General features: G+C 66.2%; 19 protein-coding genes and 2 pseudogenes. 10 read left to right on the plus strand and 11 right to left on the minus strand.

From position 1 onward, the window contains the following. Together ACF1G2_RS34410 and ACF1G2_RS34415 are read left to right on the plus strand one after the other, a co-directional pair. Positions 1-285 (plus strand): annotated as a pseudogene (locus ACF1G2_RS34410) (cytochrome c biogenesis protein ResB); the annotation flags it as partial. After that, positions 282-488, plus strand: a complete 207-nt coding sequence (locus ACF1G2_RS34415) for a hypothetical protein (protein WP_391802096.1) — start codon at positions 282-284, stop codon at positions 486-488. The pseudogene ACF1G2_RS34410 and the gene ACF1G2_RS34415, both read left to right, overlap by 4 nt. A 259-nt stretch (positions 489-747) precedes the next feature. Here the strand turns inward: ACF1G2_RS34415 and ACF1G2_RS34420 are convergent. Then, a pseudogene (locus tag ACF1G2_RS34420) lies at positions 748-1,558 on the minus strand (IS5 family transposase). A gap of 98 nt (positions 1,559-1,656) precedes the next feature. Here ACF1G2_RS34420 and ACF1G2_RS34425 point away from each other — a divergent pair. Beyond that, complete coding sequence (locus ACF1G2_RS34425; protein ID WP_391802097.1) at positions 1,657-2,262, plus strand: FG-GAP repeat domain-containing protein; 606 nt, start codon at positions 1,657-1,659, stop codon at positions 2,260-2,262. 385 nt (positions 2,263-2,647) lie between these two features. Here the strand turns inward: ACF1G2_RS34425 and ACF1G2_RS34430 are convergent, their stop codons facing one another. Next, positions 2,648-3,286 (minus strand): flavin reductase family protein, encoded by a 639-nt coding sequence (locus ACF1G2_RS34430; RefSeq protein ID WP_391802098.1) that lies wholly within the window; start codon positions 3,284-3,286, stop codon positions 2,648-2,650. A 492-nt stretch (positions 3,287-3,778) separates the two neighbouring features. Between ACF1G2_RS34430 and ACF1G2_RS34435 the strand changes: the two genes are divergently transcribed. Beyond that, positions 3,779-4,504 carry a dienelactone hydrolase family protein gene (locus tag ACF1G2_RS34435; RefSeq protein WP_391802099.1) on the plus strand — a complete coding sequence of 242 codons (726 nt, stop codon included), beginning with the start codon at positions 3,779-3,781 and terminating at the stop codon, positions 4,502-4,504. An 867-nt stretch (positions 4,505-5,371) separates the two neighbouring features. Here ACF1G2_RS34435 and ACF1G2_RS34440 read toward each other — a convergent pair. The 5 genes from ACF1G2_RS34440 to ACF1G2_RS34460 all read right to left on the minus strand — a co-directional run bounded on the left by ACF1G2_RS34440 (position 5,372) and on the right by ACF1G2_RS34460 (position 9,876). Further along, complete coding sequence (locus ACF1G2_RS34440) at positions 5,372-5,569, minus strand: SRPBCC family protein (protein WP_391802100.1); 198 nt, start codon at positions 5,567-5,569, stop codon at positions 5,372-5,374. A 196-nt stretch (positions 5,570-5,765) separates the two neighbouring features. After that, the gene (locus tag ACF1G2_RS34445) at positions 5,766-7,184 is read right to left on the minus strand and encodes an amidase family protein (RefSeq protein ID WP_391802101.1); all 1,419 of its coding nucleotides are present in this window, start codon (positions 7,182-7,184) and stop codon (positions 5,766-5,768) included. A 12-nt stretch (positions 7,185-7,196) separates the two neighbouring features. Next, a complete protein-coding gene (locus ACF1G2_RS34450; protein ID WP_391802102.1) occupies positions 7,197-8,570 on the minus strand; it encodes an MFS transporter in 1,374 nt (457 codons plus the stop codon). 71 nt (positions 8,571-8,641) lie between these two features. Next, positions 8,642-9,250 carry a flavin reductase family protein gene (locus ACF1G2_RS34455; protein ID WP_391802103.1) on the minus strand — a complete coding sequence of 203 codons (609 nt, stop codon included), beginning with the start codon at positions 9,248-9,250 and terminating at the stop codon, positions 8,642-8,644. Further along, the gene (locus ACF1G2_RS34460) at positions 9,247-9,876 is read right to left on the minus strand and encodes a DUF1989 domain-containing protein (RefSeq protein ID WP_391802104.1); all 630 of its coding nucleotides are present in this window, start codon (positions 9,874-9,876) and stop codon (positions 9,247-9,249) included. The genes ACF1G2_RS34455 and ACF1G2_RS34460 overlap by 4 nt, the downstream gene beginning before the upstream one ends. A 213-nt stretch (positions 9,877-10,089) precedes the next feature. On the opposite strand from ACF1G2_RS34460, the gene ACF1G2_RS34465 reads away from it, so the two are divergent. The 3 genes from ACF1G2_RS34465 (at position 10,090) to ACF1G2_RS34475 (ending at position 11,951) form a co-directional block, all read left to right on the plus strand. After that, on the plus strand, positions 10,090-11,103 hold the full coding sequence (locus ACF1G2_RS34465; RefSeq protein WP_391802105.1) for a LacI family DNA-binding transcriptional regulator: 1,014 nt from the start codon (positions 10,090-10,092) through the stop codon (positions 11,101-11,103). A gap of 55 nt (positions 11,104-11,158) precedes the next feature. Further along, positions 11,159-11,563, plus strand: coding sequence for a hypothetical protein (locus tag ACF1G2_RS34470; RefSeq protein WP_391802106.1), 405 nt, complete (start codon positions 11,159-11,161; stop codon positions 11,561-11,563). A 151-nt stretch (positions 11,564-11,714) separates the two neighbouring features. Next, positions 11,715-11,951 (plus strand): transposase, encoded by a 237-nt coding sequence (locus ACF1G2_RS34475; RefSeq protein WP_391802107.1) that lies wholly within the window; start codon positions 11,715-11,717, stop codon positions 11,949-11,951. 15 nt (positions 11,952-11,966) lie between these two features. Here the strand turns inward: ACF1G2_RS34475 and ACF1G2_RS34480 are convergent, their stop codons facing one another. Both ACF1G2_RS34480 and ACF1G2_RS34485 read right to left on the minus strand, forming a co-directional pair. Next, the gene (locus ACF1G2_RS34480; RefSeq protein ID WP_391802108.1) at positions 11,967-12,512 is read right to left on the minus strand and encodes a GNAT family N-acetyltransferase; all 546 of its coding nucleotides are present in this window, start codon (positions 12,510-12,512) and stop codon (positions 11,967-11,969) included. A gap of 267 nt (positions 12,513-12,779) precedes the next feature. Then, complete coding sequence (locus ACF1G2_RS34485) at positions 12,780-16,049, minus strand: S8 family serine peptidase (RefSeq protein ID WP_391802109.1); 3,270 nt, start codon at positions 16,047-16,049, stop codon at positions 12,780-12,782. A gap of 975 nt (positions 16,050-17,024) precedes the next feature. Between ACF1G2_RS34485 and ACF1G2_RS34490 the strand changes: the two genes are divergently transcribed. Then, the gene (locus ACF1G2_RS34490; RefSeq protein ID WP_391802110.1) at positions 17,025-17,522 is read left to right on the plus strand and encodes a YybH family protein; all 498 of its coding nucleotides are present in this window, start codon (positions 17,025-17,027) and stop codon (positions 17,520-17,522) included. Between the two features lie 861 nt (positions 17,523-18,383). Here the strand turns inward: ACF1G2_RS34490 and ACF1G2_RS34495 are convergent. Next, positions 18,384-20,588 carry a SpoIIE family protein phosphatase gene (locus ACF1G2_RS34495; protein WP_391802111.1) on the minus strand — a complete coding sequence of 735 codons (2,205 nt, stop codon included), beginning with the start codon at positions 20,586-20,588 and terminating at the stop codon, positions 18,384-18,386. Positions 20,589-20,767: 179 nt separating this feature from the next. On the opposite strand from ACF1G2_RS34495, the gene ACF1G2_RS34500 reads away from it, so the two are divergent. Further along, positions 20,768-21,259: a lamin tail domain-containing protein gene (locus tag ACF1G2_RS34500; protein WP_391802112.1), complete on the plus strand. Its 492-nt coding sequence runs from the start codon at positions 20,768-20,770 to the stop codon at positions 21,257-21,259. Positions 21,260-22,387: 1,128 nt separating this feature from the next. On the opposite strand, the gene ACF1G2_RS34505 is transcribed toward ACF1G2_RS34500, so the two are convergent. Beyond that, positions 22,388-23,611, minus strand: coding sequence for a serine hydrolase domain-containing protein (locus ACF1G2_RS34505; protein WP_391802135.1), 1,224 nt, complete (start codon positions 23,609-23,611; stop codon positions 22,388-22,390). Positions 23,612-23,894: 283 nt separating this feature from the next. On the opposite strand from ACF1G2_RS34505, the gene ACF1G2_RS34510 reads away from it, so the two are divergent. Further along, positions 23,895-24,671: a MerR family transcriptional regulator gene (locus ACF1G2_RS34510; protein ID WP_391802113.1), complete on the plus strand. Its 777-nt coding sequence runs from the start codon at positions 23,895-23,897 to the stop codon at positions 24,669-24,671. The last annotated feature ends 528 nt before the right edge of the window (positions 24,672-25,199 follow it).

Raw genomic sequence — 25,199 nt, forward strand, 5'->3', positions numbered from 1 at the left:
CGGGTCTGGGTGCGGGCCGTACGGGGGAAGGACGGCGTCACCGTCGTCGAGATGGCGGGCCTCGGCCGGAGCGAGTCCGCCAAGCTCCCCGAGGAACTGGCCGGACTCGCGGCCACGCTCCACGCACAGGCGCCGACCGCGCCGGAATCCGAGCGGGCCGACGCCGAGCGGCCGGACGCCGAACCGACCGAAGCCGAACCGGCCGAAGCCGAGCGGGCCGACGCCGAACCGGCGGAACCCGCAGAACCCGCAGAACCTGCCGAAGCCGAAGGGGCTGAGAAGTGAATCTCGCCGCCGAGACCAACGAGAGCCTGGCACGGATGAGCGACATGCTCATCTACTCGTCTGCGATGTGCTGCCTTCGTAACAGTAAGCCCAGCGACTACGGCCACCTGCGGCTGAAGGTCTATGCCGGGGCCGGAACCGGGAAACTCCGTGCGCCCACATGGTTCGCCGACCGACTCCGCTCCAGCACGTTCGCTTTCTGACCCCCTGAACAACAGCCGCGGAACGAAGCCGTTTCCTACGGGTTGAGGCATGCCCGACGTGGGTGCACCGTTCCGTCGAGGGAGAGGGCGCAGGTGTGCAGGGTCTGCCAGAGCAGGCCGTGCACAACGGTCGGGGCTATTGGGCAACGGTGTAGTGGACCACGGTGGTCTCGCGGGCCTCGGCGTCACACCAGCTGGCGCGGAAAAAGATCTTGAAGCCCGGCGACTTCGTCAGCATGGACCCGGGTTAGACCTTGTCCTACGTGGTGAGGCGGACGAGTCGCTTGTAGCAGCAGAGGGCTGCGGCGAGACCGAGGAAGGCCAGTAGTTGCGGGGGGGGCGTTCGTATCGGTGGTTGAGTCTGCGGTAGCCGGTCAGCCAGGACATGGTGCGTTCGATGACCCATCGGCGTCGGCCGAGACGTTCGCTGGACTCAATACTCTTGCGGGCGATACGAACCCCGACGCGTTTGCCGCGGAGCCATTTTCGCAGCTGGGGGACGTCGTAGGCCTTGTCCGCGTGGAGGCGCTGGAGTCTGAAATACCGGCCGCGGTAGGGGTCGTGTCTCGTTTGGTGACCCATGATCATGGGCTTCAGCGCGAGGCTGTCGTGGGTGTTGGCGGCGGTGACGCCGACGAGGAGGGGCAGTCCGTTCGCGTCCGACAGGACGTGCATCTTGGAACCCGCCTTGCCCCGGTCCACGGGGCTCGGACCTGTGAGTTCGCCCCCTTTTTCGCCCTGACGTGGGCGGAGTCCAGGACGGCGCGGGACAGGTCGAGCAGGCCGGCGTCGTCGAGACGGTGCAGGATCTCCTCGTGCAGCCGGCCCCACACCCCGGCCCGGGACCAGATCAGGAACCGGCGGTGAGCGGTCGACTTCGATGTGCAGGGCGGCAGAGCCCGCCAGGCGCACCCGCTGACCAGCACGTAGATGATGGCCGCGAACAGCGTCTCATCAGGTGTGTCCAGCGTTCCGCCGCCTTGCGGCCGCGCCTTCGACGGTGGGATCAGCGGCTCCGCGATCTCCCACAACCCGTCCGGAACAATCCAACTCCACGTACCCCGCCCCATGACGACATCATCGACCGCCTCACCACATAGGGCACGGTCTTATTACAGCTCACCGCACCGTTCGGGAATGCGAAACGACTCCCTACCCTGGGTGGCACGTGGGGGTCTCGCCGATGCTGTCGGGCTTCGGCAACATGAACGCCGACCGGAAGGCCCATGTCCCTTTCCGCGACGCGCTCAGACGACCCTGGCTCCTGACTGGCAACAACACCGGCCGACTGTTCGGCTCCGGCAGCTGGAACGGCTTCAACTCTCTCGTGCGGCACAGTGACCTCAACCAGGACGGCAGGGAGGACGTGATCGCCCGCGAGGCATCCACGGGCAAACTGTGGCTCTACCTCGGCACCGGAAGCGGCTGTCTCGGCACGCGCAAGCTACTGGGCAGCGGCGGCTGGAACTCCATGAGCCGGATCGTCGCCTTCGGGAACCTGTCCGGCGACGCCCGGGCGGACCTGCTCGCCGTGGAGAAGTCCACCGGCAAGCTGTGGCTCTACCCCGGCACGGGCACGGGCGGCCTCGGTGCACGCAAGCTTATCGGCAGCGGCGGCTGGAACAGCATGAACGCCCTGGCCACCGTCGGCGACATGGACATCGACGGACGGGCCGACCTCTACGCCAGCGAGGCATCGACCGGCAAGCTCTGGCTTTACCCCGGCAGGGCCGGCTCCTTCGGAGGTCGGGTTCTCGTCGACAGTGGCGGCTAGAACGCCATCGAGTCCCTTACCGCCGTCGGAGACTTCTCCGGCGACGGCCGTCCCGACCTCCTCGCCGTGCACGACTACTCGTGGCTGTACCGGCATGCGGGCACTGACACGGGGGACTGAGCGCGCGTGAAGAGAGTAGCCTGCAATGGGCCTCAGCGGTGCCGCCATTCTCTGACCCGTAGTGAGGGCCTTCGCTTCCTGCGAAGGCCCTCACTCATGTCCTGCCGGTCGAACGACCGGAATCCCTGTCCATCGCCGTCGAACGTGCTCGCGGCTGCTTCGGCTCGACCGGCTCGGCGTCGAACAAGCCGTCCCTGTGGCGCATACCGCAATCATCTCGCACGCATGAGCACGAGCTACGGGCGGGTGGCGGCCGGATGCCTGCTCAGGCAACTGTCGACTGGAGTTGGTGCGGCATGTTCCAACCCTCAGCGAGCCTCGACGGATGAACGTTAACTCCACCGCCGAAGAACTCGCAGAACTTCATGATCAGCGGGTCCCAGCCGAGCGGGTCCACATAGTGCGTTCCGGGGATGACCAGGTCTTCCTCGACATGGGCGCGAAGGACTTCGACCTCGAAGGCGGTGGCGTACGACTCGGCGCCGCCGAAGGGATGGGCCGAGACCACCTTGCACTCCAGCTGGACCGGACATTCCGCGGCCCTGGGAGCCCGGACCAGATCCGATGCCTGCTCGGTCAGATGGGCTGCCGCAAACTTGTCGGGCTCATACCGGTAGCCCTGCTCCTTCTTGTGGGCCGGTATCGTCTGCTTCCCGGTGGTGAGCGCGATCCGGTCGACAGCATCGACCATCGCCGACGAGGGCAGATTGAGCACGCACTCGCCCTCCCGCAGCAAGTTCGCGGTGGTCTGTGCGCTGTTGCCGAGACCGAGCATGCAGGACTCACCCAGCCACCACGCCGAGGACATCGGCGCGAGATTCGCCGTGCCGTCCTCGTTGAGCGAGCTGATCAGCACCACCGGAGTTCCGAAGTACAGGACCTTGAGCCCAGGGACGACATGCATGCGCTGTGCCTTTCGCGAAGTACCAGACGGACAGGCCCGCGATCGGGAACACGAGCCTTCGCTGACTCTCTCGCGAGCGATCTATTGGCACTGGCGGAAATGCGACATCACGTTCCAAACGAGCAGAGCAATCATCCGATCACAAAACCAACCCGGCGCTGATTACAGGGACACGCTCGTAGCCGAAAGGTGTTGCGGCTGACGCTCTACGCCCGCAGGGTCCGGGCATTTACCGGCCCTCACCCCGAGGGCGCAGAGAACCCCGGCGCTGCACGCCTCCAGCCAAGGATGCGTTTCACCCCCGCCCTAAAGGGCGGAGCACTGCACAAGATCAGAGATAGATACGTATCACGTTCGATGGAACCACGCACACGCTGGATTGCGAGCGTCCAGAAGGGGGTGTTCGGAACATCTCAAAGGCGCCACCCGCGCTGTTCTGCCAGCGGAGAACAACGGCCCAACCGGGCTCGACAATCGCTACAGTCCATTCTCATGACGACAATTACGACGCGTACGGTCGAGTATCCGGCCGACGGTTTGACGATGATCGGGTACCTCGCGCTCCCGGCTGGTGACAACCCCCGGCCCTCGGTGCTAATCGGACCCGAGGGTATGGGGCTCAGCGACGTCGAGCGCCGCCGGGCCGATGCGCTTGCCGAGCTGGGATACGTAGCGCTGGCCTTCGACCTTCACGGCGGGCGATATTTGAGCGACCCCGAGGAAATGCTGGCCCGTTGCCTACCGCTGCTCGACGACCCCGACCGGATGCGGGGCATCGGCCACGCGGCGCTCGACGTGCTGCGCGCCGAACCGCGGACCGACCCCGACCGGATCGCCGCCATCGGCTACGGCACCGGGGGGGCCGTCGGGCTGGAACTCGGGCGCGACGGCGTCAACCTGCGCGCGATCGGGACAGTCAACGCAACTACCACGGGCCGACCGGGCGAGGCAGCGCGCATCCGCTGCCCGGTATGGGCCGGGGTCGGGTCGGAAGACCCGATCATGCCGCCCGCGCAACGGGACGCGTTCACCGAAGAGATGCAGGCCGCGGGCGTCGACTGGCGCCTCACGGTCTACGGCGGCGCCTTGCACGCCTTCCACCACCCGACGGTCGACCACCCCACGGTCCCCGGTGTCGGCTACCACCCACGGCACGCCCAGCGAGCCTGGCGCGACGTCATCGACCTGCTTACCGAGTGCATGCCCGTAACAGAGTGACCTGGTCAGCAACCGCGATTCTGTGCCGTGAACCAGGGCGGCCCACCGCCACCGGCTCCGGTTCGAGAACATCACCGCAGCTCAGAGAAACTTGACGAGGTGCTATGCGGAGCCGTTCCCACTCGGCGGGGGGAACGGCTCCGACCGATACCTCAGCGCCTTGGCTCGTACTCTGCCATTCACTTTCCTGACCTGGCACGACCCAGGCCGGGCGATGGATGCGGAAAGGCTGGGGGCAGGCTGCGTTCGAGGTGGTGTATGCCGATGAGGACTGCGTACGCCGCCGCGAGTCGTTGCTGGCATGCTGGACACTGAGATTCGAGCGGCTGTCGCCGGAGCGTACGTTCAAGTCCTTCCAGGGGCAGAAGTCCGTGATCCGTGACTACTGGCGGCCACTACGGTCGGTCAGCTGTCCTCGAGTCGCACCTGGAACGGCACCACGCGATGCTGATGGACTTCGATCGCAGGTCAATGGCTCTGGCTGGCCAGCCTTTGCGGCCGTTTTGCCCCGGCCGGCGGGGCCGTCGCGGGCACGTCCCGGACTTCTTCTCTCGACTCGATGGCGGCGGCTTGGCGGTGGACGTCCGTCCGGACGATCGGATCAAGCCGGACGATGCGGAGGCGTCGCGGCCACCGCACGGGCCTGCAAGCTCGCAGGTTGGGCCTTTCGCCGGGTGGGAGCGATCGATTCGGTGAAGAGCGCCGCCGCCGCGAAAAAGCCAGACTCCGTAGCCGCGCCCGCGATCTGCTCGTCGAGTCACCGAGTCGAAGAGATCAGAATCAGAGCTCTGACCGACTGGTCCGAGCGTACCGAGTTGGCCATGCAGCGACCTCACTTCCGTCAGACGCCTGGCCGGTTACGGCAGATCAGTCCGTCGCCTCGCGGACGTCCTTTCCCTGCTCGGCAAATGCCTCGAAGTCCTGCATGTGCTGTTGCGACTGCTTGCGGAAGGCGCTGGGCATCAGAAGTCCCACCAGCTTCATCAGAAAGCCGCTGAACCGGTATTCGTTCTCGCTCTCCCAGAGCGTCGTTTCGGGGCTGGCTTCGGTCAGCCGGTCACGCACGGCGCTCCACCTGCTCCCGCCTACGATCTCGTGGTCGAAGTGAACGACGCTCGTTTCCGGCATCTCGCCCAGGTCTGTCGATTCCCATACCGCGCTGAACCGGGTGCTGTCCAGACTGGCGCGGCCGCAGCGCGCTCTTAGCACGACGCAGTCCGCGCCCTCAGCCGACCGCTGGAACGGACGGACGGCTCCTCCTTCAGTTCACCGGCCTCTGCGACAAGTTGTGGCGATCCTTCTCCTGAAGCAGCCTATGAAGGCTATTTGTGGTCGACAGAAGCTTTGCGTCTTCGTCGACCGGAGCAGAGGCCAGCAGGCCGACGGCATCTTCGTGCGCTTGACCTATAGGAAGACTGACACCTGGCATCCCAAGATAGCTAAGGAGCATGGTCGTTCGAAGCGATCGTTGATTTGTCTGGTCGTAAAGCTCGTCGTTGTCCAGGAGCGGCTGGATCTCGGGGGCGGTGTGGCGGACAGTGGGGCAGACGAGGATGCTTTCCCCTATTTCCTGGCGCAGTTGTCGGCGCAACGGGTCCATGGCCCGGTAGACAGGCTCGACATGGCGGTGGTGCTGCGCCGCGTGCGTCAGCCGGCGGAGAATTCCAGGATCGATTCTTTCTCGATGAGTCGGTTCCAGGAGGTACTTGTACTCGCGGTATGCCTCCGCACCAACGATGGTCGTGTTCTGATCCATGATCCGTTGTGCATCCTCAAGAGCGGCTATTCTGCGTCGCTCGATGCGGACGCCGTGCCGGGCTAGGCTTTCCAAGGCGGATTCAAAACGGGTGCGGACGTCGGGGTCGCAGTCGTCCAGGAGCTCGCCACGCGGTACAAGGAGGTGGGTGCCGGCGGCCGTCGACGGCGGCGCGAGCGCCGAGCCCCCGAGCAACCGGTCCGTGGTGAGGATGTCGCGCATCGACTGCGCCAGGATGCCCACGCTGTCCAAGGTGTGCGACAGGGGAGTCATTCCGTTCTTGCTGTAGCGCTTCTCGCTGGCCTTGTAGCCGATGATGCCGCAGAGCGCTGCCGGCACCCGAACAGAGCCCGAGGTGTCCGTACCCAACGAGATCGGAACGATGCCCGAGGCAACGGCCACCGCCGACCCCGAGGAGGAGCCTCCGGGGATGAGGCGCCGGTTGCGGGCGTCCGGCTTGAGTGGCGTCCCGTAGTAGGGGTTGATCCCCAGGCCGGAGAAGGCACACTCACTGAGGTTCGTTTTTCCTATCAGCACGGTTCCTGCTTGGGACAGCAGTTGCACCACGCGGGAGTCCTGGCGCTTTGGCGGTCGTTCGGCGAGCACGGGCGAACCTGCTGTGGTGACAGTGTCTTGCACGTCGAAGAGGTCTTTGACAGCGACCGGCACACCGTCGAGTGGGCTCCGCGGCTCCCCGCTCGTCAGTCGCTCGTGCGCGGCCTCGGCCTCCCGGAGCGCCCGGTCGCCCGTAACGGTGATGAATGAACAGTTCGTTGAGGCTTGGTCGATTGCTCTGGTGGTGACGGAGTGGGTTTCGAGTCGCTCCGTGGCCAGGAGAAGGCCGAGATCCATGCCATCCAGATGCGCTCTTCGGCCAGTCCCTTCCTCAGGCTGCGCCGGATATCCAGCGACGCGCTGTGACACGTGTCCTCCGTCTCACTTACCGACACGCCGTGAGAGACGTGACGTCGATGGTGCAGGGATTGCTTGGCTGTTTCCTGCGGTGTCTCCCAGGGCGCGACCGCGCGTCTCCTCGCCGAGAGTCACGGTGACGAGCAGGCCGGCAATGTTGACCGCAGCCATGAGCCACATGACGCCGCTGACGCCCGAGTGAGTCAGGAGGACCGGCAGGAGGAATGTGCTGGCAGCTGATCCCACGCGGCTGATCGCCACAACGGCTCCTGTAGCCGTGGCTCGTACGCTCGTCGGAAACAGCTCGTTGGGGTAGATGATCTCAATGAAGTTGCAGGCGCCTGAGGTCACCGCATAAAGGGCCAGCGCGATGAAAAGTGCGAGTGGCGGAGCGTCGGGGGCGAGCGCCATGAATAGGAACGCAACGGCCATGATGACAAACGTCCAAGTCAGCAGCGGCTTTCTGCCGATTCGGTCCACCAGCATCAGGCCGGGGATGCCACCGACGAGGAACATGGCACTGATGATCAGTTCCGCGCCGTAGGACGAATGAGTGTTCATCCCTATTTCTACGAGGATGTCAGGGCCGAAAGTGTAGACGGCGAAGAGCGGGATGACATGGGCGGTGTAGAACACACCGACGAAGATCACTCGCCGCAGGTAGACGCCGTTGAAGAGCGCCGAGTATCGGGTGGGCTGCGGTGCTTCCCCGATGTCGCTGACGTTGGCGTGAGGCCCCCACACCTGTCGCGTGATGGCTTCCGCTTCCTGCACGCGGCCCTTGCTCATCAGCCACCTCGGAGACTCCGGGGTTCCCAGCCGGAACAAGAGTGTGGCAAGTCCGAATACGGCTGGTGACGCGAGCATGTAGCGCCAGGCGTCGTCTCCCAGGTGGGACATGGCCCAACCGCAGGCGGCTGCAGCGGCAGCGCCGGCTGCCCACACCACGAAGAGAGCTCCCAGCAGCCTTCCGCGGTGTTTCCGCGGAACGAATTCGGCAAGTAGGGAGCTGGCGATGGGGTAGTCGGCGCCTATCGCAACACCCAGAACGAAGCGCAGGGCGATCAGCTGCCACACTTCGGTGACGAAGGCGGAGGCCACGGAAGCGAGGGTCAGTACGATCAGGTCGGCCAGATACATGACCTGGCGGCCGACCTTGTCCGTCACGTAGCCGAAGACCGCACCGCCGAAGAAGATTCCGACGAGAGCGGCCGCGGCGGTCAAGCCCAGTTCGATGCCCTGCAGCCCGAGTGCGGGTTTCATGGTGATCAGTGCGACACCGATGATGGTCAGGACATAGCCGTCCAGAAATGGTCCGCCGGCGGAGTACAGGGTGAGCTTCTTGTGAAATCGGCTCAGTGGGGCGTCATCGATGACGGAGCCACGGGACACAGGCATGGTGTGACCTCTCCAGGAGGTGGGCGAATTCTTCGATCGTGAGTAATCACGGCCGATGGATCACGAGGGCCCTACGGAAGCCGGAAGGCAGAGTGCACGCGAATAAACCGGGAATCAACACGTCCGATTACTTCCATCTTGTCTACGTCGATGTTTCCGTCTGCCATCATCAGATCCTCAGCGACGTGAAAAGTTTGGATTTCGCCGATGAGAACGGAGTCACTGCCGGGGCGCAGCACCGAATGGAGGACGCATTCCATGCTGATCCGCGCTTCAGCCACCCGAGGTGCCTTCAGATGCAGGGATGGCGCCGGATCAACTCCAGCGAGCCGGAATTCATCAACGTCGGCCGCGCTTTCTACGGCTGTGTGACTCATTTGCTCGGCCAGGTCGGACGAGACCACATTGATGACGAATTCGCCCGTTTCCTCGATGTTGCGCTGGGTATCCTTTAGGCCACCTGCAGAACTGGATTCCAGCGTCAGAGCCACCATCGGCGGTGTAGTCGAGACGACCGTGTAAAAGCTGAAGGGGGCAAGGTTGGGAACGCCCGCTCGACTCAGCGTGGATGTCCAGGCGATGGGCCGCGGCACCACACTCGCGGTCAGCAGCTTGAAGTGGCCCACCGAGTCAAGAGAGGCCGACGGCAAAGTGACCATCTGCGCTGGTTGCCCGTTCACGACTTGGTCCAGTTGGCCCGTTCTGCGGGATCGTAAACCCTTACCTCCGCGTCCTGCGGCTCTTGAGATTCCCCGTTGACCGGGGCCATGTCCTGCGGGCACGCGGACAGGATGATGACAACATCCTCCAGGGCTTCCAGAAGCACAGAGTCGCCGGGCCGGCTGACAGGGGCAGCGAAGGTGAAGTGACCTTCGGCATCAACGGGCACGTTCATGAAGAGGTTCAGCGGACTCGGCGTCCGCGCAGGGACAGAAAGCCCCACCGACGTGAGCGCGAGGCCGTAGTTGGCACTGCAGTTATCGTGCTCCCCCTCGTACCCCAGCTCGCGGTATCGGGCAGCGCTACATGCAGGTATCAGCGTGTCGTGGATGCCGGGCGAGGTGTCTTCCGTCATCGCCAGCAGGGGCTGACGCCTGTCATCAAAGAGCACATCACCGACGCGCACATGCACACGGCCGTGAATGGCTCGCGTGTGCTCCATTGACAGGCCATGGACCGGATCGCTCTGAAGGACGGCCCAGGTATCCACCACCTGACTCCCATGCGTGTTGATCACCTGGAGGGCTCCCCCACGTTCCATGCGGATCGCGGCGGAGGTGCGTGCGGTCAACTTGATCGTTTCCATGGAGCTCCTGCGTTCTGGTCTCAGGACCCGAGAGAGGCAGATGGGCATCGTCACCGGTGATGGGCCACAAATCCGGCCTGGGTGATCTTGTTACGCAATCGGTTGCGTGGCCTTATGCTTCACGCAACCGATTGCGTCGTCAAGCCCTTGGAAAGGTTGCGTTCAATGCCTGCGTCTTCCGCACCTGAACCTTCACCGAGGAAGCGCGTCACCATGGGGCAGGTCGCCGAGCGTGCGGGCGTACACAAGTCCACGGTCAGCCGAGCCCTGAAAACGTCACACGGGCCCGTCCCCGGGGTGGGCGAGGACGTGGTGCAGCGCGTGCGACGGATCGCCGCCGAACTCGGCTACCGACCGGACCCCATAGCGGCCAGCCTCAGAACACGGCGGGCACATGCCATCGGAGTCCTCATCCCACGCCTGACCGACGTCGTACTTGCCACGATCTTCGAAGGCATCGACGATGTCGTCTCCCGTGCTGGCTACCAGAGCCTGGTAGCCAGCACGGGAGACGACATCGAGGAACGGCAACGTCGACTCGACCTGTTGCTCAGCCGACGCTGTGACGGTTTCATCATCGGTGACGCCCATCTGGCCGACGACGAAATCGCCGGCCTCAAGGACCGCGGCGTGCCGTTTCTCCTCGTCAATCGTCGCGCCCCCGGCCATGTCTCCGTCACCTGCGCCGACGTGGCGGGCGGCCGCCTGGTCGGCGCCCATCTGTACGAGCGCGGTCACCGTCATATCGGCATCGTCGGCGGACACCCCTGGGCCAGTACGGCCCTTGACCGCGCCCATGGCTGCCGGAGCTACCTGGCTGAACGGAACGTGCACCTGCCGGACACGCACCTCCTGCAGTATGGCTTCGACGTAGCGGCGGGCCGCAAAGCCGCTGAGGCACTCCTTAACCTGACGCCTCGTCCGACCGCGATCTTCGCCGTCAACGACTACTCAGCCCTTGGCGCGATGGCCACCATTCGTGATCGCGGACTCGCGGTCGGCAAGGACGTCGCCGTCGTCGGATTCAACGACACCGACATGGCAAGCGACTTGCCCATCCCGTTGACCAGCGTCGACAGCCAGCCCCGGCACATGGGCAGCTCGGCTGCTCACCTCCTGTTGAAACAACTCGCCGGCGAGACTGTCGAGTCCCTCGAGATCGAGCCCATCCTGCGACCTCGGATGTCCTCTGATCTCTTCCTCGACACTGCACAGTTGGCGCTGTAAGGCGACAGCCGGCGTCCGATCCGGGCACGCGTACATCGTGAAGTTCCATGGTGACGTGAGCGGGTTCTCCCAGAGCACCGTCAGCGTCCTGCTCGTGGATTTCGGTATCGCCTGCCTGGCCGGGGTGAGCATCACCGGGGTGTTGCTGGATCGCTTTCCGCAGCCCGCGCTGCCCACGGCCGTGGCCACGCAGGCGGTGGCCATGATCGGTCTGTACGCGGTCGGCACTCATCCGGTGGCGGCGGTGATGTTCCTGGGCCTTATGGCGGAGCGCTCGGGGCCGGTTTTCATGGTCACCCAGAACGAGATGCTGTACTGTGCGCCGGGCCGCACGGATCTCGCCCTCGCGGCAAACTCCGGTGCCTACAACGCCGGCATCGCGGCTGTCGCCACACTCGGGGCACTGGTCCTGTCCATCGCCGACGTGTGCGAGGCGTATTCCTCGCCGGTGGATTGCTGACCCTCGGGGCCTGCACGGTACTACTCGGCAGTCGCCTGCTGCCTGAGAGCCCGCTTCAACACCCCGCAGCCCGTTCTCCGTCGACGACTTGCTTGATGAGCCTGACCTTACTTCCCTCAGCCAGTCACGCCCGTCTGACCTGGGCTGATATGTGCGAGATTTTCGATTTGCTGCTGACCACATCGCCGTCTACGACAGACTCGTCCCGGCGACCCGCAGCTCCGGCTCTTCGATGCGCGGCGAACAGCCCTTCAGGAGAGGAAACAGGCGGCCTAAACGGGCCTTCTTCCTCTCCTCGTTCGTCGCCGTGGGCGACCTGGCATCGGGGGCAGGCCTGCTCGGCGGGCTCTGGCAGCCTTCTGGCAGCAACTTCGTCAAGCGGAATTGAGTGCGCGGGCGTTTTTCACGCCATGTGCGTCTCTGCTGCCGTTTCCTGCGTTCGCATTTCAAGTACCTGTCCGGGCCATGGGGCCAGTCCTTCGCGTTCGACACTGAAGCTGGTGGAAGCCATGAACCCCAGGCGTTCGTAGTGACGCACGAGGGCTCGGTCATCGCCCGCGTAGCAGTCGACCCGCAGTAGGCTGATCTCGCGGTGACGCGCCTGCGCCAGGGCATCTGCGCAGAGCGTCGCCCCGACCCCCATACCCCGCACTTCGCGCGCTGTGGCGAGCAGGTGCATGTACAGCTCCCGCTCTCGTGCGGGATCGACGTAGCGAGGGGTGTCTTCCGACAGCGTGCATACACCGACGGCTAGACCGTCCAGCTCCGCGATCCGTACCACATGACGATCGAGGAACTCCGTGATCTGCTCACGCCGGGCGGGGTCCAAGGAGAAGGGAACGCTGCCCCACTGTCCGGTGCGCCCGCGCGCTTCCAGCCAGGCAACGGCGCCGTCGAGCAGTGAAAGGACGGCATCCAGGTCGGCGCGGTCGCCGTCTCGGATCACCACGGGGTTCGTGTGCGGCGGCACGAATACCTCTTGTTCCGGGCAGTGGTGTGGCGGCAAGGAGACGATCCTCCTCATTATCGGCTCTGGACGTGCGCGAAACGGCGCAGACTTCCTCGGCTGACGTATATGCGCTGTGTCGAAGCCGCCCTCGATGCGTCTGGCTTGCCGCACGTCGAGCCAGAGGCCGACCGGGCGGGCGACCCACTACAAGTGGCCCGGGTCGGAGCCCGAGAGGCTCCGGCCCGGGCCGGCAGGCGACAGAGGTGCTCAGCGCACCTGATAGGCGTCGATGAGGGTCTGTTCGATGCCCCGCTGGCCTGAGGCCGAACCGTGAGCCCGTATGGAGACGGTGTCACCTGGGCGAAGTTGCAGGCCGTGGGCTCTGGCGGTGAACCACCGATCGTGTCCGGCCTTTACGGACATCCTGCTCCAGTGCTCTCCGTGGTCGGTCGACACCCACATCTGCAAGGTGCCCTTCTCGACGGTGCCGACGCCATCCTGGTCGGTGCCGGCGACGATGCGGGCCTTCATTGTCATCGCCCGTCCAGGCCGGAGAACACCTGCGGAGATGGTGTCCGGGTCGTAGTCGAGCCGCAGGATGGACGGTGTGCGTACTGGTTCTCCGGGCGCCGACCCCTCCGAGGGGAAGGTCCAGGCCGTGTCCACGCGCCGGCCCATAGGGAGGATTTTCTGAACAGGGTGCGCGGTGTGTTCCACTCTGAACAGGGCGCGTTCTGGCGTGGTGGGGAACGAACCGCCGATGGCCCCGGTCAGTTCCTTTCCGTTGCGGAACATCTTGATCGGTTGTGGGCCGAGGATCTCTTGGTCGACCCCACCCATGTGTATTCCATCGCTGATCTGCGCTGATCCGACGTTGAGCGCATCACTCAAGTGCGTGGCGATCAAGGCCGGAGCGGTGGCCTCGAACCAGACTGCGGAGTATCGCCAACCGGGCTGGTAAACGGTCTCCGGGCTGACCAGTCTTGCGCGGAAAATTTGCGGGGTGCCGTACGTGACATGCTGCCGCCAGGAGATGTCCTTGCGGGCTGTCGCCATTTCCACGCGCCGCTGAGGGACACTCAGGGGATAGCTCAAAGCGACTGAGTCGTTCACCGAATGGCTGTGGGCGCTCACGGTGTCCACGTACGTGTCGGCCGAGCCGAGGACGGAGTGGTAGTCCGACTCGATCCGGGCCAATGCGTCTGCCTGGCGCCTCGAGACTACGAAACGCAAGTCGTCGGGAATGGTAGGGCCGGTTCCCAGAACGAGGTCGTAGATGTCGGCCTGGCGGCTGTGCGATTCGCGGTCGGAGAACAGGCGCCATCGCGTCTCGAAGGCGGCCGCACCGTGCCGGGCCGGTGTCGTCGGCTCCAGGAAGACACGTCGGTCCTCGACTTCGTCACCCGTGGCGACCAGCATGGTGCTGAGGTTGTATCCCTTCTCGTCCCGCTGCTCGAATTGGATGAGCGCCGAGGCGACCTTCGTTCTGGCGCCCTCCACTCGCGCCGGTTCGAGTTGCCGGGCTCTGCGGGCGTCGATGGTGACCAGCCGGTCCTCTTCGACCATGATCTCGGAGTACCCCGTCAGGGCCACCGATTCCGCCTCGTCGCCCTTTGCCGGGGTGCGAACGGTGGCCATCATCGTCATCGGCCCCGGTGCCATCCGGGCCGCTCCCCGGCCTTGCTCGTCCAGGTTGACGAGGCCCCAGCCACCGCCGCCCGGCTGGTATTTGCCGTTGAGGTTGACCAATAGGACAGTGCCGCCGGCCCACGGCTCGCCGTGCCTGTCCAACACCTTGAGACTGGTGGTCACCCGGGGTGCTTCAATCGTGAAGTTGAGAGGCAGGTGGCGTCGCGGACCACCCTGTTCGGCGAGTATCACAAAGCCGTCGTAGGGTCCGGGGTCCCCGTTGGCCGGTGTCAGGGTGATGGTCACGACCTCGGTCGCTCCTGGTGCCACGGTGACCTGCTCCATTGAGCTGGTGACCAGGTTGTCGGGCGCTGTGTCCCCCGCGAGGTCGTTCGCGCGGTCCGAGACCGTGAACGTCTTTGGCGCGTCTCCCTCGTTCGTGATCGCAATGTCCCGGCTTGCCGGCTTGGAGCTGTCCGGGTAGGGCAGATACGCGAAGTCGACGTTGCCGCGGCTCAGTCTGACCGTGTCGGTCGCGGCTCCGGCGACATCAAGGAGGCCGGCTCCGTCGTTGAGGGGCAACTGGCCTTCGAGCTCTTGAACCGCAGTCGTCAGTGCGGTCTTCACTCGCCGTGCGTCCCAGTCAGGGTGTTGTTCGCGTAGCAGGGCCGCGGCGCCGGCCGTCTGCGCCGTCGCTGGAGATGTGCCGGTCATGGCACTGTACGGCTGCGTCGTCCCGCCGCTGGCCTGTGCTCCCATGATGCTGGCAGCCGGGGCGACGAGATCGGGCTTGGCAAGGTAGGTGTACGGGGCCGGGCCGGCACCGTCCAGTCGGTAACCGTTGCCCGCCACGGTGAGTGCGCTTCCCGCGACACCGGGGGTGGTGACGCTGAAGTCACCGGCAGTGTCGTCGCCGGAGGCTACGACGAAGAGGGCGTCCGTCTCCGACGAGAGGGCGTCCACCGCGTCGGCCAAGGGATCATTTGCCCGTGGAACGCCGCCCAGGCTCACGTTGATGACGTCAGCGCCTCGGCGAGCCGCCCACTCCATGCCTGCGATCACCCAGGATGTCAGGCCTTCTCCGCTGTCCGTCACGACCTTGGCGGACCACAGGTTCGCGCCGAAGGCAACGCCCTTGCGGGCTCCGTCGGCCTGCGCTCCGGTGCCCACGGCGACCGAGGCGACATGCGTGCCGTGTCCGTTGCCATCACCAGGAGTGGGGTCGGTGGTGAAGTTGGCCTCTGCTTCGACCTTGCCTTGCAGATCTGAGTGCTTGGCATCGACGCCGCTGTCGATCACAGCCACCTCCACGCCTTCACCGCTCAGGCCCAAGCTCCAGGCTTCCGGCGCTTTGATGCGCTCCAGGTAGTTGTCAAGGCTGGCGCCGCTCTGGTGAGTCGGGGGCGGCGCGCCGTTTGAGGACGGCTTTGATCCCTCGGTCCGTGTCAGGCGGATCTTGTCGTCGAGCCACACCTTGGTGAGCCCCGCGGCCGCCAGCTTGCGCGATGAGGTGTACTGGGCTGTGAAGGCGAACGACGTGCTCTTCGGCACGTTCACCGCGATGGCACCGATACTGGCAAGGTTGCGGGAACGCCGCTCCCCCTTGATCGCGGCCAGCGGGTCGGAACCCCGCACGATCAACGGGAGTTCTTTGGTGGAGGCGTCGTCAAAGCCGCTGTCGATCAGTCGGCGGACGTTGAAAAGTTCCCGGTCGAGCGTGCTAGACAGCAGACTCGTTACGTCTTCCGGAATAACGTAGATGCCCCCTTCCTCGTGGAGGGTCCGGAAGGATGTTCCACGATCCCGGTAGGGAGCAGGATGGACCGACACCGCAGACCGACCCTTGGCGGTGGGCCTCAGGGTGACTTTGTCGCCGGTGATGAGGGTGACCGTGGACTTCTCGGGCATCGGCCCGGTGACGAAAGGTGTTCGCTCGCTGTCAGACCTTGCTGAATCAGACTGGGCTGATGCGGCCGGACCGGAACCTGTGGTGAGGATCAGCGCCGCAAGAAGGCCGCCTATGGCAGTGGCCGCCGTGCCACGTGAGAGACGTCTAGGCATGAACAACGTTCTACATCGGCACAAGTCGCCATGGACATTTCTGAGATGGCGTATTGTGGATGCGCCTCGCCCCTTGCATCGCGGCGCTTCTTGTGCCGTGATGTTCGCCCGCCGCCCCACCGTCATGTGTGTGGCGCCACACCCCAGGCAATCGCTGGGGACACGGGTCCACAAGGCCAACTCCCGTGGCGAACGGGTGGAGAAGCAGCTGATGGCTGAGGCTAAGTGCCTGGTTGAGAACCCGATCCCTCGTAAGCGCCGCGGCTGCCCGGACCGCCCGTTCGAGCCCGTACCGAACAGCCGGGACAAAAGAGACGCACGCGGCGTTCGGCTATGGCGTCACCGTGACGGAATCCTGCGACGCCCGCTCACGCCAGGCCCGCGTCCGGCATCGCGCGAACAGAACACCGCCGGCCCGGCGAAGCTCCACCCCCACCGTCCACTCACGGCCACAGACCGGATATGCCGCCTTCTCACCATGCTGCATCACCGCCACCCGCCGACGGGCATGCTCCAGGGCCCGTCACTGGCGTGACTTGCACCTACACGACAGCGCTGCCGCCGACTTCGTCGACGGTAGCAGCACCCCTTGCCCAGGCCGCGATCCTTGACTGATCACCGAACTCACCATCGAGCGGGGCCGCATCGACCGCATGATCGACGACCTCCACCGTTCGCGCAGGACGTTGGACAACGCGATCAACGCGGCGTCGGGCTCGTAGTCGCAGGCATGCACAGTTGTGGCAGAGTTCGGGCCATGCGCAACGTCCGGAAAATTCCCTGGATCGCAGTTGCCGCCGACACACGGTTCCGGGCTCGAACATGAAGCACACCAGCGCGTCGGCGTGCGCTGCCATCACCGAACTGCTCGACGACTGGCGGCAGGCGTTCGACAACCACCGGCCGGTTGAGATCGCCGCGCTGTTCACCCCCGACGCACGGTTCCAGGGCATCAGCCCACGTCTTCGCATCGGCAGGGCAGAGATCACCGGCTACTACTCAGAAGTCGCCGACGGCGCGAGAGCGACGGTGGAGGTGCTCGACGGCATGCTGCTGGCCGATGGGTCGGCCGCTGGCTTCGCAGGATGTGACCTTCACGGCGTTGAGCGGCGAACTCTTTCCCATTCGGCTCTCCGTGGTGGCACAGCGGACCGCGACGGGCACCTGGTTGATCTGTCAGTATCACGCTGCGGCGCGATGACGAGTCACGGCCGCCGGGCACCGCGTCGCGCGCATTGCATCGACCCACTCCATACGGTCAAGGTCTTCACCGCGTACAGGACACCCTCGCCGAGCTCGGTGCAGCGAGCGCGTATGTGATCGAGCAGTCCCGACAGGCGTGGGCGACAGACAGGCGGTCAGTGCTCGGGTGTTGTCAGTGGACTCGGTTAGCATCAACAGCGTTGCGCCGGACGGAGATCGTCAGGGACTCGCGGCCATGGGGGGTGGGTATAGAAGGTCCCCGGCATCCAGCCCGGGACTGGAATTGGGATCCATACCCCCACCCCCCACATCCCCCCTTACGGACCCCCGTTGGGCACGTCGCGAGGGTGGACGTAGCGGGTCTTGGGGTGCCCGTGCCGATGCAGACGTCCCTGCCGTCATTGGCCCAGTCCTTGAGGCAGCCGACCACTATCTGAAGGGACGTGCCGTACTCCTCGACAACATGGCGGGCGATCACTGAGGCTCCGGCGTCTTCCGGTCCAGCGGCGAGCACGGCCCGAGCTGTCCTGCTGTTCGTTGCGGAACTCGGAGAGAATCAGCTTGCGCTCCTCGCGCTTGTCCAGGTCGGGCTCGTCGCTGGCATCGAACTCGGCGGCAATGAGGGCCTGGAACTGCGCGTCAGCCCCGTCCGCCGCCGGAGTGGGGTGTCGCCCAGGGCGGACAGGTTCAGTTCGCCCGCGCTGGCGGGTGCCTCACTGATGGGCTGCTCGTCGGCCGGGGTGCTGGTGGTCCTCAAGGCCCAGAGACACACCGGCAGTCATGAGCTGGTGGCGCGCCGGGTCGCTGCCGCGTCCTGGGCGGGTGGGCTCGGCCGCGGCCGCGGACCGACTGCTCGCTCTCGGCAACACCACTCCCCTTCCCGAACGCACTTCACAATGATCCGCGACTCTCATACGCCGCCGGGGTGCGCAATTGGGTGGAGAGCTGTAGCCCGGGAGCTGGATGCCCCAGGCCCCGTCACACGTGCCGCCTCTCCTGGGCGAAGCGCAGCAGGAGCAGGGCGATGTCGTCGGTGCGGGGCCCTCCGCCGCGGGCCTGGCCGATCAGGTCGTCTGCCAGTCTGCTCACCGGGTGGTGCTCCTGGCTCGCGGTGATGCGGGCGGCGACGGCCGCGATGCCGTCCTCCAGGTCCTCACCGGGAACCTCGATCAGGCCGTCGGTGTACAGGGCGAGCAGGGTACCTGGCTCGAACGGGATCTCCACGGCCGTGTACGAGGTGTCCGGGTCGATGCCGAGGAGCAGTCCGGGCGGCAGGCGCAGCATCTTCGCTCGGCCGCCGGCTCGGCGCAGTAGCGGGGGTGGGTGGCCGGCCGTGGCGAGGTGGGCGGTGCGGGCCGCGAGGTCGATGTGGGCGTACACGCAGCTGGTGAACAGTCCCGGTTCGAGGTCAGTCAGGAGCCGGTTGGTGCGTGCGAGGACCTCCGCCGGGTGTGCTCCGGCGGAGGCGTGGACTGCTGTGCGGACCTGGCCCATGAGGGCGGCGGCGTTCACATTGTGGCCTTGGACGTCGCCGACGGCGGCTGCGACGGTGGTGTCGTCGATCCGGATGAGGTCGTAGAAGTCGCCGCCGATGTCGAGCCCGTGTGCCGCCGGCAGGTAGCGGGCGGCCACTTCGAGGTGCGGGACGCCGGGCAGGGCGTGCGGGAGCAGGCCGGTCTGGAGGCTGTGGGCGAGCTGGTGGGTGGAGTCGTAGAGGCGGGCGCGGTCCAGGGCTTGGGCGATGAGTCCGGCGAGGGAGGTCAGGATCGCCCGTTCGCCGGGGACGAACGGGCGGGGACGGGCGTAGGCCAGGATGAGGGTGCCGATGGGCCGGCCGGACGCGATGAGGGGCAGGAAGGCCCATGCCGCCATGCCGTCGCCGATCACGACGGCCGGGAAGGCGTCCGCGAGCTCGCCGGCGTCCGCGAAGAACAGCGACTCGCCCGTGCGCAGGCCATGGGTGCTGGCCGTGTGGATGCCGAGCGGGATGCCGTCGTAGCGGGCCATGAGCTCGGCCGTATAGCCGCGGAATCCGACGATGCGCAGGCGCTGCTCTTCGGCCATCAAGAGGGCCAGGGCCTGGGCGCCGAGCGCGGGGACGAGGAGGTCGGCGGCCTTGTCGACGACGTCGCGGGCGTGGACGGCCTCCGTGAGGGCGGCAGCCAGGTGCATGAGCTGGTAGAGGGCGGTGGCCCGGCTGGGTGAGGGCTCTGCGGGGGCGGCCGCCGGTGCACCGGGTGGACGGGCCGGCTCGTCGAGGGTGACCGGGGTGATGCGGACGCTGATCCCGGTGTCGTCCGGGTGGAGGTCGAAGCGCAGGGAGCGGCCGCTGGGGGGCTCGGCGGTGAAACTACGCGGCAGCCGACTGATCGCTGCGGCCCGGTAGTGGTCCTCGATCACTGGGGTGTCCATCCAGGGCAGCGCTTCCCAGGGCATGGCTCCGCGAAGCCGGGAGACGGGTGCGCCCAGCATCTCGGCCGCCTCGGCGGTGATGAAGGTGATCGTGCCGTTCAGATCGAGTGCACAGTTGCCTCCCGGCAGCCGGCGGATGAAGGCCATGGCGGCCGCTGCCTCGGCCGGTCCGGGGGTGGGCGGGGGAAGCGGCCGCAGCATGACCGGGTACGTCGGCGGACGGACGGGTCGTCCGGCGTCCGCGGCCCGGCGCAGGTGATTCGCTAGATGACCGCGGGCCGAATCCACGGCTTCGCGTTCCAGGTCGGTCAAATAGGGGGCATGGGAGCCGGGCCACAGGAGGACAAGACCGGCCCCGGTCGACTCCGCCCCCTCGGGCACCGGGTCGGGGACGAGCGGGGCGGCGGCGAGGGCGAAGTCGTACGGCAGGACGAGGCCGAGGCGCGGGTAGCGCCGGGCCGTCTCCTCCTGGCCGCCCAGCCAGACGAACCGCCCGTCGCGGACCGCGTCGGCCACCGGGATGGAATCCTCCATGACAACCCGGGACCAGGGCAGCGCCAAGGCACGGGCCAGGCCGATGGTCATCGCAAGATGCAGGACACGACGGTCGGGGTCGGGCAGATAGAGCATGCCGACGGTCGCCCCTGCGTCCGCGCAGACCCGAACCAGGGTCTCACCGAGCGCCCTTTGATCGGCCCCTTCAAAGTCCTCGGCCGGTCCGGCGGGCTCGGACTGCTCGGCTCCCTGGCCGCGTCCTGGAAGATTTCCCACCCACCCATGGTCCCCCCACACCCCGCCCGGGCGTCGGCACCGGCCCTCCGCGGCGAGCCCACGCCGTTGACCGAGGTGCTCGTGAGTGGTGCGCGGAATGTGGTTGAAACCCCTAACGGGGACACGTGGCATCTGTAGGCTTAGGCCGCTCATCAGCACTCTTGAGGGGGACCTCACCTTTGCGTACCTATGCCGCTATTGCCTCCGTGTTCGCCACCTGCGCCGTTGCCGCGCTGTCCGCCGCTCCGGCGCATGCCGCCGAGTACTCCTCCGCGCTGAAGGTCCGCGGAGTCCAGTACGACGCACCCGGCCGGGACTCCAACAGCTGCACCTCCGGAAACACACGCGACGAGTACCTGACGATCACGAACTTCTCGCGCACGGCGACCGTCAACCTGCGCGGCTACGCGGTCAAGGACACCGCCGGCAACCGGTTCACGTTCACCGCGAACCACTACCTGCAGCCCGGCGACTACGTGAAGCTCCGCGGCGGCAACGGCACCGACTCCGACGGCGGCAACGTCGTCTACCGCAACAACTGCAACTTCATCTGGAACAACGACCGCGACACCATCTACCTCGTCAAACCTGGTGGCGCAGCGGCAGACACGCACTCCTACACCAAGACTGCCAACGACCGCGACGGCAACGGCTTCATCACCTTCCACTGACACACCACCCTAGGGATGCCGCCCAAGCGCACTCCGGGCGGCATCCATCCGCATCTGCCACCTGGCCCGGCCCTAGCCACGCGGGGGTACCGGGGCGGCGCGCGAAGCCGCTGATCACTCGTGGCCATGTGCTGCTGGTGGCGCACATGCGGCGGGTCGAACAACTGGCCGACGCTGCCGCCCGCACGGCCCTCACCGACGGGGAGCTTGAAGGGATTGCGTCCAGCTGGTGGCCGACGCCGGCGCCGCGGCCGAGGCCCTACTCGCGGCCGTCGGCCTGTCGGTGTTCAGGCCCCGCGGGATGACCCGCCACGGGATGCGAACGCGCTGCGCGGAGCGCACGGCTGACCCGTGCACCGGCCCCCGCCGCCTGTACAGCACCGCCGGAGTGCTGTACGGCCCGCAGTCGGCTGAAGCAACCGTTACCGCTCGGCTGGCTCCTTCGCGACCCGCTCACCAACGCCAGCGCGAGCACTTTCGCAACTGGCTCAATGCCTTCCGGCGGGACGGCCTGCCCGGCCTTCACACCCTCACCGTCAGCATCGACCGCACCTCAACGCGGCCTGACCCCGCCAGGGCGCTCGGGCACTGTCGAAAGCCATGTCAACCAGATCAAATGCTCAAGCGTCAGGTGTTCGGCCGTGCTGGGTTCATGCTCCTACGCCTACGAGTGCTGCTCGCTTGATGGCGCTCATCAGGCGTCCAGGCCCATCCGTGGAGCGGCCAGGAGTCGTACTGTTCCCTCAAAGCCGTCGGTGGTGCGGCTCTGCCCAATGACCCGCTGCCGAGAGATGCTGGTCTACGACGCGACTCCGCCCGCGCCAGATGGCACGGCACCGGCAGCCGGCTCCAGGTGCAGTACCTGACACGGGTCCCGTCACAGCAGGGCAAGCACCCTCCTCGCCTGCTGGCAGTGGCTCAAGCAGCAGCTCCAGCGCCTCGGCTATGAGCTGGTCTAGGGCATGCGCGGCAACGGCAGGCTCGGCCAGTGAGTACCCACGCACCTGGACAGAGCTCAGCCATCAGTGGTTCCACCGCGCAGAGGCACCGGACGGCGGGAACGACCGTCACCACCCCGAACAAGAGTTTCCGGTGTGGTGCGGCCGCCCCGAGTGTCTGACCTTGTAGTCAGTCGATGGCCTGGTAGAGCGTGGTCCAGAAGTCGTTCATGGCACGCGGAGAATCCGGGGTGGACAGTCCGACCTGGGTGAGCAGGACTCCGGTAAGCTGGTTGGTCCTGTCGGCGTAGGCGGTGGTGCCGGTACCGCCGAACCAGCCGAACTGGCCGGTGGGCGCGTAGTCGCCCCGATGGGTGCGCACCGCCATCCCGAAGCCCCATCCGCCATTCGCCCCCTGGCCGGACGACAGGTGGGCGACGTTGCTGAACATGGCGTCCCGGGCGGCTTGTTGTTCGAGCGAGAGACAGTTGGTGGTCATCATCTGTACGGCGGCCCGAGACAAGATCCGTTCACTCCCGTGCATCCCGTAATTCAGCAGCATCTGGAAGTAGGCGTGGTAGTCGTCGGCGGTGGAGACCAGCCAGCTGGCGCCCTGGAACACGGGAGGCACGCTGGACCTTCCCCCTGCCGCCTCGTCCCACACGATGAACTCGCCGGTCTGCGGGTCGGGCCCGTACAGCGGCGGGAGTCGGTCGATCTTGTCAGCAGGCACGTGGAAGGCGGTGTCCTTCATCCCCAGCGGATCGAGGATGCGTTCGCGCAGGAAATTCTCCAACGACTGTCCCGTGACCCTGGAGACAAGCACACCGACTACCTCGTGGCTGAGGTCGTACTGCCACCGCACTCCGGGCTGGTACTGCAACGGCAGCTCGCCGAGGCGGCGCATCCACTCATCCGGCTCGGGCGCCGGCCCGGATGCCACGCTGTAGTCGAGACGCTCGAAGGTCGCGGCCCTGATCGGGGAAGCCATCGACTCGAAGTCCACTCCGAGCCCGAACGTGGAGGTCAGGAGGTGCCGTACGGTGATCGGCCGCTGCGCCGGCACGGTGTCGTCCAGCGGTCCGTCGGGCCGCTTCAACACCTGACGGTCAGCGAGTTCGGGCAGCCACTGATCCACCGGGTCGTCCAGCCGCAGCCGACACTCGTCGAGCAGGACCATCGCCGCTGCCATCGTGACCGGTTTGGACGTGGACGCCATCCGGAAGATCGTGTCCCGGCGCATCGGCGAGCCACCGTCATGACGCATCGTCCCGATTGCTTCGACGTGTGTCTGCCCGCCGCGGCTGACCAAGGCGACAAGGCCGGGAATCTTCCTGGACTCGACGTGTCGTGCCAGCACCTCGCGCAGTCGGTGCAGCCCTCCGTCGGAGAAGCCGCTGTTGCTTGTTCCCATAACAAATCCCCTGTTCACAGTGTGCCTCACGGCGGCCTGGTGGCTGCCTGGCCCTTCGAGCGGCCAAGTGAAGAGCCTGCGCCCTTGACCCAAGGTCAAGGTCAATCCCCTATCGCAATCAAAGGGTGAGCTGCGCCGATCGCAGGCGTCCCGGCCCTCCTCGGCGGTAGGGGGTGGGCTGGAACTGGTACCCGCTATCCTCGTCCTTGTGATCGTCCGGACTTCCCGGCCGACGCGGTTCCCGAGACCGCAGCCGCCCACGATCTGGAGGTGTGCTGACCCGATGGCAGACGGGCTCACGATCGGTCAGGCAGCGGCGTTCGTTGGTGTCACGATCAAGACTGTGCGGCACTACCACCGGCTCGGCCTGGTCGCCGAGCCGGATCGCGACGGTTCCGGCTACCGCCGTTACCGATCGGGCGAGCTGTTCCGGCTTGTCCAGGTCCGGACACTGGCCGCCGGCGGCGTGCCGCTGGCCGAGATCGGTGACCTGCTCGACGCCGATCCCAAGACCTTCGCCGCCACCCTGGAGGACATCCATCACCAACTCACCGAGCGGATCGAAGACCTGATCGCGCGCCGCGACAGGCTGCACCGCCTCGACCACGGCGATCGGACCCTGCTGCCCGACCGGGCTTGCGCGGTCTTGGACCGACTCGCCGAACTCGACTTCAATCCCGACTACGTGGTTGGTCAACGGGAGGCTCTGGTGCTGGCCCGGGCACTGGTCCCGGAGATCTTCGACTCCTTCCTGACCTGGCTTGAACATTTGCTTGACGATCCCGAGTCCGTCGAGCTGACCAAGCGCGGTTGGGATGCGAGGGCTTGGGATTCAGACGATCCTCGGATCGAGGAGCTGGCGTCCACGCTAGCCGACAAGCTGCTGACCAACCGCGCGCTGCTGGCGATGCCGAGCGGGTTTCGGAGCCAGTCCGACGCCGCGTCCCGGTACGGAATGGTCAACCACCACCGGGAAGACGAGTCGCCGTCCATCGCCCGGTTGAACACGCTGGTCGAGGCGAACCTGCGCGCAGCCGGCATCGCTGTCCCCAGTCAGTAACGGCCACCCAGCAGAGCCGATAATGCGGGCGAGGTTCTCGAGTCACCCGCCCTGTCCGAACCGATATCTGTCAGGCAGACGGCCACGCGTCTGACTGTGGTCGGCACGTCCGTCACACATGACGTCGTACAGCCCCTCTACCGGTCCTCCACGTCAGCTCGGCGCGAGCAAGCTGGTGACTCCGGCGGCATCGCTCCATAAGACCCGCTTTGCCGCGGCCGTGCCTCGAGACGCCCTCGGCCCTCGGACAGCCACGACCAGGGTCGGTGGCGGACCAGAGGGCTTGGGTCACGGCGATGAGTCCCGGGACGGCGTAGGAGAGTCCGATACCGGCGGCTGCGTACCCGCCGGTTGTGAGGGCGAGCAGGAGGGCGTTGGTTTGGCCCCACGAGGTCGGCTGCGCGGCCGAAACCAGAATGCACGGCGGGATGACAGGTGCTGGCGAGGGTGCGCACGCCGTTGGGGAGGGTGACCCAGTTGACGCCGGGCGGGATCTCGGCGAGCAGGACCACCGGATGCGGTACGACG

The sequence above is a fragment of the Streptomyces sp. NPDC013457 genome, from assembly GCF_043089925.1.
Taxonomy (GTDB): Bacteria; Actinomycetota; Actinomycetes; order Streptomycetales; family Streptomycetaceae; genus Streptomyces.

Coding starts and splice junctions, on each gene's coding strand:
- ACF1G2_RS34430 (WP_391802098.1), bottom strand. CDS start 3,286: ATGCATGTCGTCCCTGGGCTCAAGGTCCTGTACTTCGGAACTCCGGTG.
- ACF1G2_RS34435 (WP_391802099.1), top strand. CDS start 3,779: ATGACGACAATTACGACGCGTACGGTCGAGTATCCGGCCGACGGTTTG.
- ACF1G2_RS34450 (WP_391802102.1), bottom strand. CDS start 8,570: ATGCCTGTGTCCCGTGGCTCCGTCATCGATGACGCCCCACTGAGCCGA.
- ACF1G2_RS34460 (WP_391802104.1), bottom strand. CDS start 9,876: ATGGAAACGATCAAGTTGACCGCACGCACCTCCGCCGCGATCCGCATG.
- ACF1G2_RS34465 (WP_391802105.1), top strand. CDS start 10,090: ATGGGGCAGGTCGCCGAGCGTGCGGGCGTACACAAGTCCACGGTCAGC.
- ACF1G2_RS34485 (WP_391802109.1), bottom strand. CDS start 16,049: ATGCCCGAGAAGTCCACGGTCACCCTCATCACCGGCGACAAAGTCACC.
- ACF1G2_RS34490 (WP_391802110.1), top strand. CDS start 17,025: ATGAAGCACACCAGCGCGTCGGCGTGCGCTGCCATCACCGAACTGCTC.
- ACF1G2_RS34505 (WP_391802135.1), bottom strand. CDS start 23,611: ATGGGAACAAGCAACAGCGGCTTCTCCGACGGAGGGCTGCACCGACTG.
- ACF1G2_RS34510 (WP_391802113.1), top strand. CDS start 23,895: ATGGCAGACGGGCTCACGATCGGTCAGGCAGCGGCGTTCGTTGGTGTC.